This window comes from Streptomyces sp. NPDC048560 (assembly GCF_040650955.1).
GTDB lineage: Bacteria > Actinomycetota > Actinomycetes > Streptomycetales > Streptomycetaceae > Streptomyces.
On record NZ_JBEZIJ010000003.1, the window covers coordinates 153,029 to 166,325 of the forward strand.

Here is a 13,297-nt window from a genome sequence, read left to right on the forward strand (position 1 = left end):
CCGTCGCCCTCAGGCGGTGGCGCCCCGCTGCTCCAGCATGTCGGCCATGAGCCCGATCTCCGACTCCTGGCCGCGGACCATGCCCGCTGCCAGGTTCCTGATCTCCTCGGTGTCCGCCGAACCGGCCGCCGCCTGTGCCATCTCGGCGCCCGCCCGGTGGTGGACGGTCATCAGCCGCAGGTACAGGACCTCGGCGGCCGTGCCCTTGGTCCGTCGCAGCTCGTCCATCTCCGCGTCGGTGGCCATGCCCGGCATCAGCGAACCGTCACCCGTGGCCGTGACGGGGTGCCCCATCCACTCCATGGGCGGCAGCTCCGAACTCTTCGGCCTGCCCCACGTCTCCAGCCAGCCCAGCATCATGCCGCGCTGGTTGGCCTGGGTGTTGATGATGTCGTACGCGAGGCGGCGTACGTCCTCGTCGTCGGTCCGGTCGCGGACGATGAAGGACATCTCCACCGCCTGCTGATGGTGGATCGACATGTCGCGGGCGAAACCCACGTCGGCGGACGTCTCGGCGGGCGCGGCCGAGGAGGTGCTGCCCGAGGTGGACGGGGCCGCCGAGGAAGGCCGGCCGATCGTCAGCACCACCAGTCCCAGTGCAAGCAGGAACACCACGACGGCCGCCAGCACCATCGGACGGGGAGGGCGTACGGCGGATGTCACTTGTCCATTCCGCCCGTGCAGGCGGCACCCGGCTCAGGCGTCTGCGGACCCTGGACGTACTTGGTGAAGAACTGGGCGACGCGGGGGTCGGTGGCGCTCTTCACCGTGACCTGCTTGCCCCAGGCGCTGAGGATCAGCGGGTCGTCCTGGTCGGCGAGAGGGCTCATCAGGGAGTACGGGGTGCTGGAGACGCGCTTGCCGAGCGCCTCGATGTCGGCGTCCTTCGCCTTCTTGTTGTACGTGACCCAGACCGCGCCGTGCTCCAGGGAGTGGACGGCGTTCTCCTTCGGTATCTCCGCGGTGTAGACGTCGGCGTCGCAGTTCATCCACACCTGGTTGTGGTCGCCGCCGACGGGCGGGTTCATCGGGTAGTCGACCTTGGTGCCGACGTGGTCCTGCTCCAGCTTGTCCCAGCTGCGCTCGCCCTTGACCGGCGAGGACTTGGCCTGCTCCTCGGCCTTGTCCTTGTCATCGGCCGCGGCCATCAGGTAGGCGCCTCCGGCGACCAGGGCGGCCACCACGGCGACGGAGGCGCTGATGGTGATGATGCGGACGCGGCGCTCACGTGCCCGCTCCTTGCGGCGGGCCTCGTCGAGCTTGGCCCGGCGTGCGGCGGCGGGGGTGTTCTGGTTCTTGTTCTTGGCGGAAGCCATGGCAGGTCCTCGGGAGTTCAACGGGACGCGTGCGCGCGGGCGTGCGCGCCGCGTGGGGATGGGAAGAGGCAAGGAGCGGGGCCTCTAGATCCGTTGGATCTGCAGTCGCAGGCGGTCGACGGCGCCCACACCGTCGTGGGAGGGGCCGCGGATCGCGGCCGCTCCGGTGAGGGGGGCGGCGGCAGTGGCAGCGGCGAGTGCGGTGGGAAGGCCCGCCGGTGCGGGCGGGCCCGGCAGCACGACGGCCGAGGAGTGGTCGGAGGTGCCGTGGCAGGAACTGCCCATGCCCCGGCTGTCCGGTGCGTGCGCCGTCACGAGCGAGGCGGCGGTCTCCGGCGTCGGGGTCATGGCACGGGCCGGGGAGGCCCGCCGGACGTCGCCCGAAGGTGACGTTGCCGCTGCGGTGCTGAGGGAGCAGCAGAGGACCATCGCCAGGAGGACCAGGACAGAGCCCACTTCGGCGGACACACGTGTGCGGCTCCGTCGCCGGTCGGTCCGCTCGCTCAGCCTGGTCATCGCCGCCATCGTAGTGGTGTGTGAAGATTCAAGGACTATGGGGTCACAGGTTCGCGGGATAGTGTGCCCCAGTGACCACGCATTCGAACACCTCTGCGGGCTGGTATCCGGATCCTCATGGCGCGCCCCAGCTGCTGCGCTACTGGGACGGCTCCCGTTGGACCGAGCACACCAACCCGGCACAGGGCGAGCACGCGCAGGCCGCGTCCCAGATTCCCGCGCAGGCGCCGGCGGGGATTCCGCACCAGGCCGTGCAGCACCAGCAGTCGGCGTACCCCCAGCAGGCCGTCCCGGGTGGCGCCTCGCTCTTCAACCAGCCGGTCCTGGTCGTGAACCAGAAGGCCAAGCTGATCGAGGTCACGACCGAGTACAAGGTCTTCGACCAGCAGGGCAACACGGTCGGTTCGGTCGTACAGGTCGGTCAGAGCGCACTGCGCAAGGTGCTGCGGTTCGTCGCGAGCATCGACCAGTACCTGACCCACCGGCTGGAGATCCGTGACGCGTACGGTCAGCCGCAGCTGCTGCTGACGCGGCCGGCCAAGTTCATCAAGTCCCGGGTCGTCGTCCAGCGCCCCGACGGGCAGCCGGTCGGCGAGATCGTCCAGCAGAACGCCATCGGCAAGATCAACTTCGCCATCATGGCCGACGGCCGCAAGGTCGGCGCCGTCAAGGCGGAGAACTGGCGCGCCTGGAACTTCGCGATCGTCGACGGGAACGACGTCGAGATAGCCCGGATCACCAAGACCTGGGAAGGTCTCGCGAAGACCATGTTCACGACGGCCGACAACTACGTGCTCCAGATCCACCAGCAGCTGCCCGAGCCGCTGCTGAGCCTCGTGGTCGCCACCGCCCTGACGGTCGACACGGCCCTCAAGCAGGACGCCCGCGGACTCGGCTGAGCGCCCGCCCGGGACGTGACGACGAGGTGCCCCCGCGCGGATACGTGCGGGGGCACCTTGGCGTACCGCCTTCGTGTCGCGGACTCCTCGTCAGTCCTCGCGGTAGGACCTGTGGATGCCGAACGCCGCGCCCTGCGGGTCGCGGAGGACCGCGATCCTGGGCCCGTCCGGGATGCTCGTGGGCGGCAGCAGGAGATCTCCGCCCGCGCTCAGCGCCGTGGCGGCCGTGGCGTCGACGTCCGTGACGACGAAGTAGGGGAGCCAGTGCGGCGGTACCTCCGGCTCGAACTCCTCGCCCATCGCCATCATGCCGCCGAAATCGGCGCCGTCCACGCCCCAGTGGGTGTAGGACCCGCCCGCGCTGACCGTCCAGCCGAGGACCGTGGGGTAGAAGGCGAGAGCCGTCACCGTGTCGCGGGTGGAGAGTTCGGCCCAGCCGAGGGTGCCCGGGTCGCCGAGGCGTTCGGCGCCCGCGAACGCGCGGGGCTGCCACAGCGAGAACACCGCACCCTCCGGGTCGGAGACCACGGCGAACCGGCCCTGCTCGAAGACGTCCGTCGGGCCGGTCAGCAGCGTCCCGCCCGCAGAGGTCACCTTCGCCGCGGTGGCGTCCGCGTCACGGGTGGAGAAGGAGACCGTCCAGGCGGCGGGGGAGCCGCCGGGCCGGTGGAGCGGAGTGAGGGCGGCGACTGCGGCGTCGCCGAGCCGCGCCATGGTGTAGCCGCCGGCCTCCGGGCGCGGATCGGTCTCGCAGTGCCAGCCGAAGAGTGCCGCGTAGAACGACTTGGCGGCCGGGATGTCCGGTGTGCCCAGCTCGACCCAGCAGGGGCCGCTGTCCAGCGGCTCGGAGTACTTCATTCCACTCCCTCGTGATCATGCCGAGGCTCTGGCGGGCTCGGGTGTCTGCTCGCACGCTACGACCGGCGGGACCCGTCAGCCTTCGGGCCGCTCCGAGCGTCAATCATTTACAGGTGTAATACCTGTTAAAGTATCTGTGTGAGTGATACATCCATTCGGGCAGGGCGGCCCTCGGTCCGCGGCTTCGCGACAGTCGGGGCGCTGCGCCTCGCGCGCCCCTCGGACACCTGGTTCAAGCCGGCGCTGAGCATCGTCATCGCCTCGGCCGTGCCCAACCTGCTGCTCTTCGCCGTGGACCGGCTCGACCTCGTGATGTACACGATGGCCGGATCGCTCTGCGCTCTCTACGGCCACAACCTGCCGTACGCCCACCGGGCCCGCACCGTCGCGGGCGTGGTGCTCGGCATGTCCGCCGGGGTCGCGACAGCGCTGGTCACGGCCTCGCTCACGGACTCGACCGGAGTCCTGATCGCCGTCGCCGCCCTGCTGGCCGCCGCGCAGAAGGCGCTCTGCGACGCGACGCGCGTCGGACCGCCCGGCGCGGTGATCTTCACCTTCGTCACCTCGGCGGCCCTCTTCACCCCGCAGGAACTCGGTCAGGTCCCCGGACACCTCGCACTGACGCTCGCCGCGGGAGCCGTGTCCCTGCTCGTCACCGTCGGGCCCGCGCTGCTGCGCCGGGAAGGCCCGGAGCGCCGTGCCACCGCCCGCGCCCTCGACGCAGCGGCCGCCTGTGCCGACGCCCCCGGCCCCGGAACCCGGCACTCCGCGGCGGCCGCCGTCCACAGCGCCTGGCAGTCCCTGCTCGCCACCGGCCGCCCCACCCCCGTGCGCCGGGAGCTGGAACGTCTTCTCATCCACGCCGAGGCGGCGCTCGCGGCGACGGCGAACGACGGTGACCCGGACGCCGAGGAAACGGCCCGGCCGGCCGCGGCCCCCCGCCCGGCGCGGCTGCGGGCGTGGGCCGCCGCGACGCGGGCCCGCAGCCCCGTGCCCTGCCCGCCGCCCGCGCCGGGCACCACCGCGGAGATCTTCGGCGTCGATGCCGAACGGGCCGCCCGCCGCCCCGTGCTGCGGGCACTCGCGCCCGGCTCACCGCTGCTGCCCGTCGCCGCCCGCACCCTCATCGGCTGCGCCCTCGCCGGGTACGTCTGCGCCGCCCTCGGCGCCGGCCGCCCCTACTGGGCGATCGTCACCGCGGCCTCCCTCTACCAGGCAAACATCACCCTGTCCTGGAACCGGACCCTCCAGCGGACCCTCGGCAACCTCATCGGCGTGCTCGTCTTCGCTGCCGTCCTCCCGCTCAGCCGCACCGGGCCGCTCGCCCTCATCGGCTGCTGCCTGTTCTTCAACTTCGCCGCCGAGGCCCTGATCACCCGCAACTACTGGCTCGGCTCGGTCGCCGTCACCCCGATGGCCCTCCTGGTCCTGGAGTTCGGCGGCACCCACCCGGCCGGCGAACTCATCGGGGACCGGGTCCTGGACACCCTCGTCGGCGCGGCCGTCGGCTTCCTCGCCGCGGCGGCGGTCACCAACCGGCGCGCCACCGGGCACGTCGAGAAGGCGCTGGCAGAGGCCGAGGCGTCCCGCGCCCACGCCGTACGGACCATCGCCGACCCGGCGGCGGCGCCGGCCGCGCTCGACGGGGCGCGCCGCAGGCTCACGGGCTCCCTCGTTGAACTGCGCCTGGCGGGCGACGCCGCGGCCGGTGAATGGTGGCAGCACGCCCTGCCGGAGGAGCGGCTCGTCGCGGCTGAGCAGGCCGGACACCGTACGCTCGCCGCAACAGCACGGAGGCAGGGGCTGGCAGTCCTTCCGCCTCCTCGGGACGGACTGGACGGAGCGGTGTGACCGACGACATCGTGGCCTCGGTGGTACGGCAGTGGCAGGCCGTCGATCCGGAGCTCGACACCGGCCCGATGGAGCTCATCGGCCGTATCAACCGCTGTGCCGCCCTCCTCCAGCAGGCGGAGGACGCCCCGTTGCGCTCCGCCGGGCTGACGCGTCCCGAGTTCGACCTGCTCGGCGCGATCCGCCGTACCGGCCGCGAGCTCACGCCCGGCGAGCTGGCCCGCGAGACGTTCTCGTCGGGCGCCGCCGTCACCAAGCGCCTGCGCGCCCTCCAGGAGAGGGGCCTCGTCGACCGCCGCGGTGACGCCCGCGACCGCCGGGTCGCCCACGTCGGCCTGACCGAGGAGGGCCGCGCCCTGGTCGACCGGCTGCTGCCCGAGCAGCTCGCGTACGAACGAGCTGTCCTGTCCGGCCTCGACGACGGGGCCCGCAGCCGTCTGAGCGCCCAGCTCAGCGAACTGCTGGTGCAGCTGGAGGGACGCATCGGCGGCGCCCGCCGCTGACTCCCGGGAGGTCAGCCCGCCCTGCTGAGCAGGGAGGCCGACCGACGCAGCTGCCCGGCGAACTCCGCCAGTGCCGCGTCGTCCCCGCGATCGGCCGGCGCCGACGCCGTCAGCGCCAGCCGGTCGCGGGGGCCCGGCCCGCCGAGCGGGACGGCGACGGCGTTCATGCCCCGGACCGACTCACCGCGGCTGAACGCGTGACCGAGCTCGCGGACCTCGGCCAGCTCGTCCAGCAGCGCCGCACGTGAGGTGAGCGTGCGCCCGGTGGCCGCGGGCAGCGTCTCCCGCGGATAGAGCACGCACACCTGGCCGTCCGTCATCCGCGAGAGCAGGAGCTTGCCGCCGGCCGTCGCGTGGGCGGGGTGCGTGCGCCATATCTCCAGCACCACCCGCACGGGGTGGGGCGACTCGCGGCCGTCGGTGACGAGGACCCGGTCCCCGATCAGCGTCGCACTCCGCACGGTCTCGCCGGTGCGCCGGGCGGCATCGTCCAGTACGTCTCCGAGCCGTTCCCGCAGCGCCGCCCCGAGCCCGGCGGGCCGGCCGAGCCTTACGAGCTCGGGGCCGGCCGAGTAGCCGCTGCCCGACGGGTCGCGGATCGCGAAGCCGCGCTCCTCCAGGGTGAAGAGCACCCGGTGCGCGGTGGACCGGCCGACGGACAGCAGCTCGGCGGCCCGGGAGACGGAGAGGGTGTCGTGGTCGAGGAAAAGCCGCATCAGCCGCAGGCCCGTGTCCAGTGACTCGATGACGTGGCCACGCGTCGCGGTGACGGCTTCTTTTCGGTGAATCAGTTCTTCGGTCATCAATCTGCTCCTTTCGATCCGGTTCGATCACCTGTGCCTCTGTCCCGTGGTGCGGGACGGAATAATCGCTCGGAAATCGAATAGGTCGTCTATGTTCTCCGGTTGGGGGTGGTGCGTTGCGGGTGGTTTCCGACGAACCGTCACATCTCCTGAAAACCACCGTACTTCAGCGTCCCGCACCACGGGACGCCGAAGCGCCGCGACCGCCCGCCTGCGCCGCCGATTACTCCCCGCGCACGCCTGACGCCGTTCAGTGCAAAAACTGGTGAGTGTATTACTGCCGGAGTGCTCGCGCAGGGGGTTGGGTGAATATGCCGATGCGGTGTTCTGATCTCGCTAAGCTCACGCGCATCGAAGTCGAGTTGATGTGAATTCGAGCACTTGTTCACGACTGTCATCACAAGTGCGCAGATCTTCCGAACACCCCCCGAATCAACCGCCAGAGGGTTTAGATGGTTCGTGTTGAATCACCGTCGATTGACCGAGAAATTCCCGCAGTACGTGCCGTGCTGTTGCCCTTGGTGCTGATGGCCGGCGCCACTGCCGCCGGTGCGGCGCTGGTGACCGAGCCCGCGCGGATACCGGTCGTCTGGTGCGGAGCGGTGGCCACGCTCGTGGTCTCCGCGCTCACCGTCGTACTCAACCGCCGCCGCCGGGCCATGAACGTCCAGCGTGCGCACTACGAACAGCGCATCGCCTACCTGGAACACCGCATCGCCGCGCACGACGCGGAGACCGTGCGGATGACCAAGGAGCTGCTGCCGGCCGCGATCCGGCGGCTGCGGGCCAGCAACTCGCCCGAAGAGGTGATGCGCGACGTCGTCGACGCGGACGAGTCCTACCGCAATCTCCCCAAGGCCCTGCGCGGCCTGGTCTTCCAGATCCTCGACATCATCGACAACGAAGAGGCGATGCGTGACTCCGCGCAGCGCGCGTTCGTCAGTGTCGCCCGTCGCGTCCAGGCCATCGTCCACCGCCAGGCCAGTGAACTGCGGGAGATGGAGGACCACCACGGGCGCAACCCTGAGGTCTTCGACGACCTCCTTCGCATCGACCACGGCACCGCGCTGATCGGACGGCTCGCCGACTCCATCGCCGTGCTCGGCGGAGCCCGCCCCAGCCGCCAGTGGCCCAAGCCCGTACCGCTGTTCAGCGTGCTGCGCGGTGCGATGTCCCGGATCCTCGAGTACCAGCGCGTCGATCTGCACTCGATCGCCAAGGTCGCCATCGTCGGAACCTCGGTCGAACCGCTCATCCACGCCTGCGCCGAACTCCTGGACAACGCGACGCGCTACTCGCCGCCGCAGACCCGGGTGCACGTCACCGCGGTCGAGGTCCAGACCGGCATCGCCATCGAGATCGAGGACGGCGGCGTCAGTCTCAGCGAGGAGGCCCGCGCACGGGCCGAGAACATGCTCGCCCAGGCCCAGGCCGGCATCAACATGAACGACCTCGGAGAGTCCCCCCGCCTCGGCATGGCCGTCGTCGGCCGGATCTCCCGGATGTACCAACTCCAGGTCTCCCTGCGCCAGTCCGCCTACGGCGGGGTGCGAGCCGTGGTCATCGTGCCGCGCGAAATGCTCACCACGGGCGCCGCGCCCGGCATCGCCCACGGCATCGGCGCCACCTCGCGGCCCCAGAGCTCGCTCGACATGTCGCAGCTCCAGCACGTGGTTCCGCCGCCCGGCAAGCGCAAGCCCCGGCCCGTGTCCACGGAACTGCCTCCCTCGGTCGCCGCCGGGATGCCCGGTTACACCGAGAAGCAGCCGGCTTCGAAGGGCCCGGCGGCTCCGGCGGCCGCCCTGGAGGACGACCTCCCCGAGGTGACCGAATGGACCGCGGGCGGCCTGCCGCAGCGTCGCAGCCGCGGCCGCGCCCCCCTCGGTTCGCACAACCTCCCGCAGCAGACGGCGCAGCCCGCCGTCCCCGCAGCGGGAGCGCACAACGGGCACAACGGCGGGCGGAGCAACGGTGAACCGCCACCTCCCGGGCTCTGGCTCGAGGCGTTCACCCAGGCCGTCAACGGTGTGCCCCAGGAACCGAAGAACGACGAGGACTCTGATGACGCGTGGGACAAGGGAGACTTGAAGTGATCCAGCAGCGCGGGAACATGGACTGGATGCTCAAGGAACTGGCCGACGACGTGCCGAGCATCCACCAGATCGTGGTGCTCTCATCGGACGGCCTGCGCATCGCCCGGCACGGCGGCGACCCGGACGTCGCCGACCGTCTCGCGGCGGCCTGCGCCGGGCTGCAGAGCCTCGCCGCCGCGGTCGCCTCCGAAATCCCCTACAGCGACGGGATGATGCGGCTCGTCGTCATCGAGGTGGACGGCGGCTTCTTCTACCTGATGGCCGCCGGCGCGGGCTCGTACCTCGCCGTCCTGGCCGACGAGACCGTCGATGCCGGACTGGTCGGAGCACGTATGCGCGACATGGTCGTCCGGATCGGAGCCCACCTCTCGAGCCCGCCCCGACATGACGGGCAGGCCGGATGAGTGCTCCCCGACGAGAACGCCGGAAGGCCGATCCGGCGCTGAACGATCCGGAACGGCTGTACGTCATCACCGGCGATCCCGACGGCGAGCGCGCGGCGCTCGACCTCGTCACGATGGTGGTCTCGCAGGCGGAGCCCTCGCCGACGGTCCAGCCCGAGCAGGCCGCGATCCTGCGGCTCTGCCGGGCGCCGTTGTCCGTCGCCGAGATCTCCGCCTATCTGAGCCTGCCCTTCAGTGTCGTGACCTCGCTCCTGACCGAACTGCTCGCGAGCGAACAGATCGAATCGCGTGCGCCCATCGTCCGAGCCTCCCTCCCGGACCGATCCCTTCTCGAAGCGGTGATGCATGGACTTCAGAAGCTCTGACACGATCACAGGCCCCCGGAGCGAGGACGTCCTACCCACCACGGCGACAGCCGCGGTGAAGGTCGTGATCGTCGGCGGATTCGGGGTCGGAAAGACCACGATGGTCGGCTCGGTGAGCGAGATCCGGCCCCTGACGACCGAAGAGACCATGACCCAGGCCGGTGTCGGCGTGGACGACAACGCAGGGGTGGAGAGCAAGACCGCCACCACCGTCGCCATGGACTTCGGCCGGATCAGCCTCAGCGAGGAACTGATCCTCTACCTCTTCGGCACACCGGGCCAGGAGCGATTCTGGTTCCTGTGGAACGGGCTGTTCGAAGGAGCCCTCGGAGCCGTCGTCCTGATCGACACCCGCCGGCTCCAGGTCAGCTTCGACGTGATCGGCCGGCTGGAGGAGCGCGGCGTGCCGTTCGTCGTCGCCGTCAACACCTTCCCCGACGCGCCGCATCACCCGGTCGAGGCCCTGAGGACCGCACTCGACCTGCCGGACGAGGTCCCGATGATCGACTGCGATGCCCGGTTGCGGGCGTCCAGCCGTGACGTACTGCTGACCCTGATGCGGTATCTGCACAGCCTCGCCGTTCCCCTCACCTGACGAAGGTGCGCGCTCGCGGCGCCCGCACGCCCCCGCGCGCACCTTCCGTCCGCGCACGTCCTGTCCGCGCGGCCGCACACCGCGCGCCCCTCGCCCGGACCCCGGGCGGCCCAACCCCTGGAGCGACTGTGACCACGCCCTTCCACCACGAACCCGGAACGGCCCCGGGGCCCGTGCCGCCCCCCGAGTGCCCCGCGCACGGCCTGGCCCCCGGCGGGCTGCGCCGGTTCTACGGCCCCGAGGCGGAGAACGACCCGGCGGGCCTCTACGACAAACTGCGCGCCGAACACGGCACGGTGGCACCGGTCCTGCTGCACGGGGACGTACCCGCCTGGCTCGTCCTGGGGCACAGCGAGAACCTGCACATGACCCGTACGCCCTCGCAGTACTCCCGCGACTCCCGGCGCTGGCGGGCCCTCCAGGACGGCAGTGTCGCCCCTGACCACCCGCTCGCCCCGATCTTCACCTGGCAGCCGGTCTGCGTGTTCGCCGACGGCGCCAACCACGAGCGGCTGCGCGGCGCCGTCACCGACAGCATGGCCCGTATCGACACCCGCGGGGTACGCCGCCACGTCAACCGCTTCAGCAACCGTCTCGTCAACGACTTCTCGCTCAAGGGCACCGCCGACGTCGTCGCCCAGTTCGCCGAGCACCTGCCGATGATGGTGATGTGCGCGATCTTCGGTATGCCCGAGGAGTACGACGACCGACTGGTGCAGGCCGCCCGTGACATGACCCGCGGCACCGAGACCGCCGTCGCGAGCAACGCCCATGTGGTCAGCGCACTCGGCCGCCTCGTGCAGCGCCGGCGCGCCGACCCCGCCCCCGACTTCGCGTCCTGGCTGATCGAACACCCCGCCTCCCTGACCGACGTCGAGGTCACCGAACACCTCCGCCTGATCCTCATCGCCGCCTACGAGTCGACCGCCAACCTGATCGCCAACGTGCTGCGCATGGTCCTGACCGATCCGCGGTTCCGGGCGCGGCTCAGCGGCGGACACATGACGGTCCCCGAAGCGGTGGAGCAGACCCTCTGGGACGAGCCTCCGTTCACCGCGGTGTTCGGCCGCTGGGCAGTCGGTGACACCGAGCTGGGCGGACAGCAGATCAAGGCCGGCGACGCCCTGCTCGTCGGGATCGCCGCCGCCAACACCGACCCGAACGTACGACCCGACCTGACCGCCAACATGGAGGGCAACCGCGCACACCTGGCGTTCAGTGGCGGTCCGCACGAGTGCCCCGGCCAGGACATCGGGCGCGCCATCGCGGACGTGGGGGTCGACGCCCTGCTCATGCGCCTGCCGGACATGGAGCTGGGTGTCGAGGAGAGCGAGCTGCGCTGGATCGGGAACATCATGTCCCGGCATCTGGTGGAACTGCCCGTCAAGTTCGCGCCGAGCCCGCAGCAGGAGATCGACGCCGACCCGCTGAAGATGATGAGCCGGCCGCCCCGGTCCCGTGACGACTGGGAGGTCTCCTCCCCGGCCGCCCGGTCCGCCCCCGCACCGGCCCCCGGCACGGTTGTTCCGCCACCGGCCCACGCCCCCGGTGCGTTCCCGCAGGGGCCGGGATCGCCGGAAGCCGCGGCCACCGTCCCCGGGCAGCGCAGGGCGGGCGCACCTGCCCGGCTGTGGCAGGCCGTGTCGCGCTGGTGGAACGGGTACTGACGGCCACGCCTGCGCCCGCGCGGTCCTCGGTCCGCGCGGGCGCAGGCTTCCGTACCATCGGGCAGCGTGAAGCTGACGATTCTTGGCGGTGGCGGATTCCGGGTGCCTCTCGTGTACGGGGCACTTCTCGGCGATCACGCCGAGGGCCGCGTGACGCACGTGACGCTGTACGACACGGACGCGGACCGGCTCGGTGCCGTCGCCCGGGTCCTCGCCGAGCAGGCCGAGGGGATCGACGACGCACCGGAAGTCGTGGCGACCACCGGCCTGGACGAGGCGCTGAGCGGTGCGGACTTCGTGTTCTCCGCGATCCGCGTCGGCGGACTGGAGGGCCGCGCGGCCGACGAGCGGGTGGCGCTCGACGAAGGCGTGCTGGGCCAGGAGACGGTCGGCGCGGGCGGAATCGCGTACGGACTGCGCACCGTGCCCGTCGCGGTGGACCTCGCGCGCCGCATCGCCCGGCTGGCCCCCGACGCCTGGGTCATCAACTTCACCAACCCGGCGGGACTGGTCACCGAGGCCATGACCCGTCACCTCGGCGACCGGGTCATCGGGATCTGCGACTCGCCGGTGGGACTCGGCCGACGTATCGCGAGAGTCCTCGGCGCGGACCCGGACAGGGCCCGGATCGACTACGTGGGTCTCAACCACCTCGGGTGGCTGCGCGGGCTGTACGTCGACGGCCGGGACGAACTTCCTCGTCTGCTCGCCGACCCGGAGCTGCTGGGCTCGTTCGAGGAGGGCAGGCTCTTCGGCGCCGACTGGCTGCGCTCGCTCGGCGCGATCCCCAACGAGTACCTTCACTACTACTACTTCAACCGGGAAGCCGTCCGCGCCTACCAGGAAGCCGAGCAGACCCGCGGCGCGTTCCTGCGGGAGCAGCAGGCGGGCTTCTACACACGCATGAGGGATCCGGCAGCCCCGCCGCTGTCCACCTGGGACCGGACGCGCGCCGAGCGCGAGGCCACGTACATGTCGGAGAACCGCGAGGCCGCCGGGGCCGGTGAACGCGAGGAGAGCGACCTGGAGTCCGGCGGGTACGAACAGGTCGCCCTCGCCCTGATGCGGGCGGTCGCCCGCAACGAGCGGACCTCCCTCATCCTGAACGTCCGCAATCGCACGACCCTGTCGGTGCTGGACGCCGACGCGGTGATCGAGGTGCCGTGCCTGGTCGACGCGAACGGGGCCCGTCCCGTCGCCGTCGACCCGCTGCCCTACCACGCGGTGGGCCTGGTCACGGCGGTCAAGGCCGTCGAGCGCGCCGTGCTCGACGCGGCGGACACCGGCTCCCGTGCGGCAGCGGTCATGGCGTTCGCCCTGCACCCGCTCGTCGACTCGGTCACCGTCGCCCGCCGCCTGGTCGACGGATACACGAAGGCGCACCCGGGCCTCGGCTATCTCGACAAGCCCTGAGACGCCGCCCGGAG

Annotated in this window: 14 protein-coding genes; 9 read left to right on the plus strand and 5 right to left on the minus strand. The window is 71.3% G+C overall.

Going from position 1 to position 13,297, the window contains the following annotated elements; genetic code table 11:
• Nucleotides 1-9: 9 nt before the first annotated feature.
• The 3 genes from AB0C82_RS10615 to AB0C82_RS10625 all read right to left on the minus strand — a co-directional run bounded on the left by AB0C82_RS10615 (nt 10) and on the right by AB0C82_RS10625 (nt 1,832).
• Complete coding sequence (locus AB0C82_RS10615) at nt 10-663, minus strand: DUF305 domain-containing protein (RefSeq protein WP_362838728.1); 654 nt, start codon at nt 661-663, stop codon at nt 10-12.
• The gene (locus AB0C82_RS10620) at nt 660-1,316 is read right to left on the minus strand and encodes a DUF3105 domain-containing protein (RefSeq protein ID WP_362838730.1); all 657 of its coding nucleotides are present in this window, start codon (nt 1,314-1,316) and stop codon (nt 660-662) included. Before AB0C82_RS10620 ends, AB0C82_RS10615 begins: the two co-directional genes overlap by 4 nt.
• 84 nt (nt 1,317-1,400) lie before the next feature.
• A complete protein-coding gene (locus AB0C82_RS10625) occupies nt 1,401-1,832 on the minus strand; it encodes a hypothetical protein (RefSeq protein ID WP_362838733.1) in 432 nt (143 codons plus the stop codon).
• A gap of 71 nt (nt 1,833-1,903) precedes the next feature.
• On the opposite strand from AB0C82_RS10625, the gene AB0C82_RS10630 reads away from it, so the two are divergent.
• Nucleotides 1,904-2,731 carry a phospholipid scramblase-related protein gene (locus tag AB0C82_RS10630; RefSeq protein WP_362838736.1) on the plus strand — a complete coding sequence of 276 codons (828 nt, stop codon included), beginning with the start codon at nt 1,904-1,906 and terminating at the stop codon, nt 2,729-2,731.
• 90 nt (nt 2,732-2,821) lie between these two features.
• On the opposite strand, the gene AB0C82_RS10635 is transcribed toward AB0C82_RS10630, so the two are convergent.
• Nucleotides 2,822-3,589: a VOC family protein gene (locus AB0C82_RS10635; RefSeq protein WP_362838739.1), complete on the minus strand. Its 768-nt coding sequence runs from the start codon at nt 3,587-3,589 to the stop codon at nt 2,822-2,824.
• A gap of 138 nt (nt 3,590-3,727) precedes the next feature.
• On the opposite strand from AB0C82_RS10635, the gene AB0C82_RS10640 reads away from it, so the two are divergent.
• Entirely contained in the window at nt 3,728-5,440 is a 1,713-nt protein-coding gene (locus AB0C82_RS10640) for an FUSC family protein (RefSeq protein ID WP_362838742.1), read from the plus strand.
• A complete protein-coding gene (locus AB0C82_RS10645; RefSeq protein ID WP_362838745.1) occupies nt 5,437-5,943 on the plus strand; it encodes a MarR family transcriptional regulator in 507 nt (168 codons plus the stop codon). The genes AB0C82_RS10640 and AB0C82_RS10645 overlap by 4 nt, the downstream gene beginning before the upstream one ends.
• Nucleotides 5,944-5,954: 11 nt before the next feature.
• On the opposite strand, the gene AB0C82_RS10650 is transcribed toward AB0C82_RS10645, so the two are convergent.
• Entirely contained in the window at nt 5,955-6,746 is a 792-nt protein-coding gene (locus AB0C82_RS10650; protein WP_362838747.1) for an IclR family transcriptional regulator, read from the minus strand.
• 452 nt (nt 6,747-7,198) lie between these two features.
• On the opposite strand from AB0C82_RS10650, the gene AB0C82_RS10655 reads away from it, so the two are divergent.
• From AB0C82_RS10655 to AB0C82_RS10680, 6 genes are all read left to right on the plus strand, one after another.
• Nucleotides 7,199-8,839 (plus strand): ATP-binding protein, encoded by a 1,641-nt coding sequence (locus AB0C82_RS10655; protein WP_362838750.1) that lies wholly within the window; start codon nt 7,199-7,201, stop codon nt 8,837-8,839.
• Nucleotides 8,836-9,243: a roadblock/LC7 domain-containing protein gene (locus AB0C82_RS10660; RefSeq protein WP_362838753.1), complete on the plus strand. Its 408-nt coding sequence runs from the start codon at nt 8,836-8,838 to the stop codon at nt 9,241-9,243. The genes AB0C82_RS10655 and AB0C82_RS10660 overlap by 4 nt, the downstream gene beginning before the upstream one ends.
• Entirely contained in the window at nt 9,240-9,608 is a 369-nt protein-coding gene (locus tag AB0C82_RS10665) for a DUF742 domain-containing protein (protein WP_362838755.1), read from the plus strand. Before AB0C82_RS10660 ends, AB0C82_RS10665 begins: the two co-directional genes overlap by 4 nt.
• Nucleotides 9,589-10,203 (plus strand): ATP/GTP-binding protein, encoded by a 615-nt coding sequence (locus AB0C82_RS10670; protein WP_362838758.1) that lies wholly within the window; start codon nt 9,589-9,591, stop codon nt 10,201-10,203. The genes AB0C82_RS10665 and AB0C82_RS10670 overlap by 20 nt, the downstream gene beginning before the upstream one ends.
• 128 nt (nt 10,204-10,331) lie before the next feature.
• On the plus strand, nt 10,332-11,870 hold the full coding sequence (locus tag AB0C82_RS10675) for a cytochrome P450 (protein WP_362838761.1): 1,539 nt from the start codon (nt 10,332-10,334) through the stop codon (nt 11,868-11,870).
• 66 nt (nt 11,871-11,936) lie between these two features.
• Complete coding sequence (locus AB0C82_RS10680; protein WP_362838763.1) at nt 11,937-13,283, plus strand: 6-phospho-beta-glucosidase; 1,347 nt, start codon at nt 11,937-11,939, stop codon at nt 13,281-13,283.
• Nucleotides 13,284-13,297: the final 14 nt, after the last annotated feature.

Bases quoted from the DNA above. Each gene is read 5' to 3' on its own strand.
- AB0C82_RS10620 (WP_362838730.1), bottom strand. From the start codon at position 1,316: ATGGCTTCCGCCAAGAACAAGAACCAGAACACCCCCGCCGCCGCACGC.
- AB0C82_RS10625 (WP_362838733.1), bottom strand. From the start codon at position 1,832: ATGACCAGGCTGAGCGAGCGGACCGACCGGCGACGGAGCCGCACACGT.
- AB0C82_RS10635 (WP_362838739.1), bottom strand. From the start codon at position 3,589: ATGAAGTACTCCGAGCCGCTGGACAGCGGCCCCTGCTGGGTCGAGCTG.
- AB0C82_RS10650 (WP_362838747.1), bottom strand. From the start codon at position 6,746: ATGACCGAAGAACTGATTCACCGAAAAGAAGCCGTCACCGCGACGCGT.
- AB0C82_RS10655 (WP_362838750.1), top strand. From the start codon at position 7,199: ATGGTTCGTGTTGAATCACCGTCGATTGACCGAGAAATTCCCGCAGTA.
- AB0C82_RS10665 (WP_362838755.1), top strand. From the start codon at position 9,240: ATGAGTGCTCCCCGACGAGAACGCCGGAAGGCCGATCCGGCGCTGAAC.
- AB0C82_RS10670 (WP_362838758.1), top strand. From the start codon at position 9,589: ATGGACTTCAGAAGCTCTGACACGATCACAGGCCCCCGGAGCGAGGAC.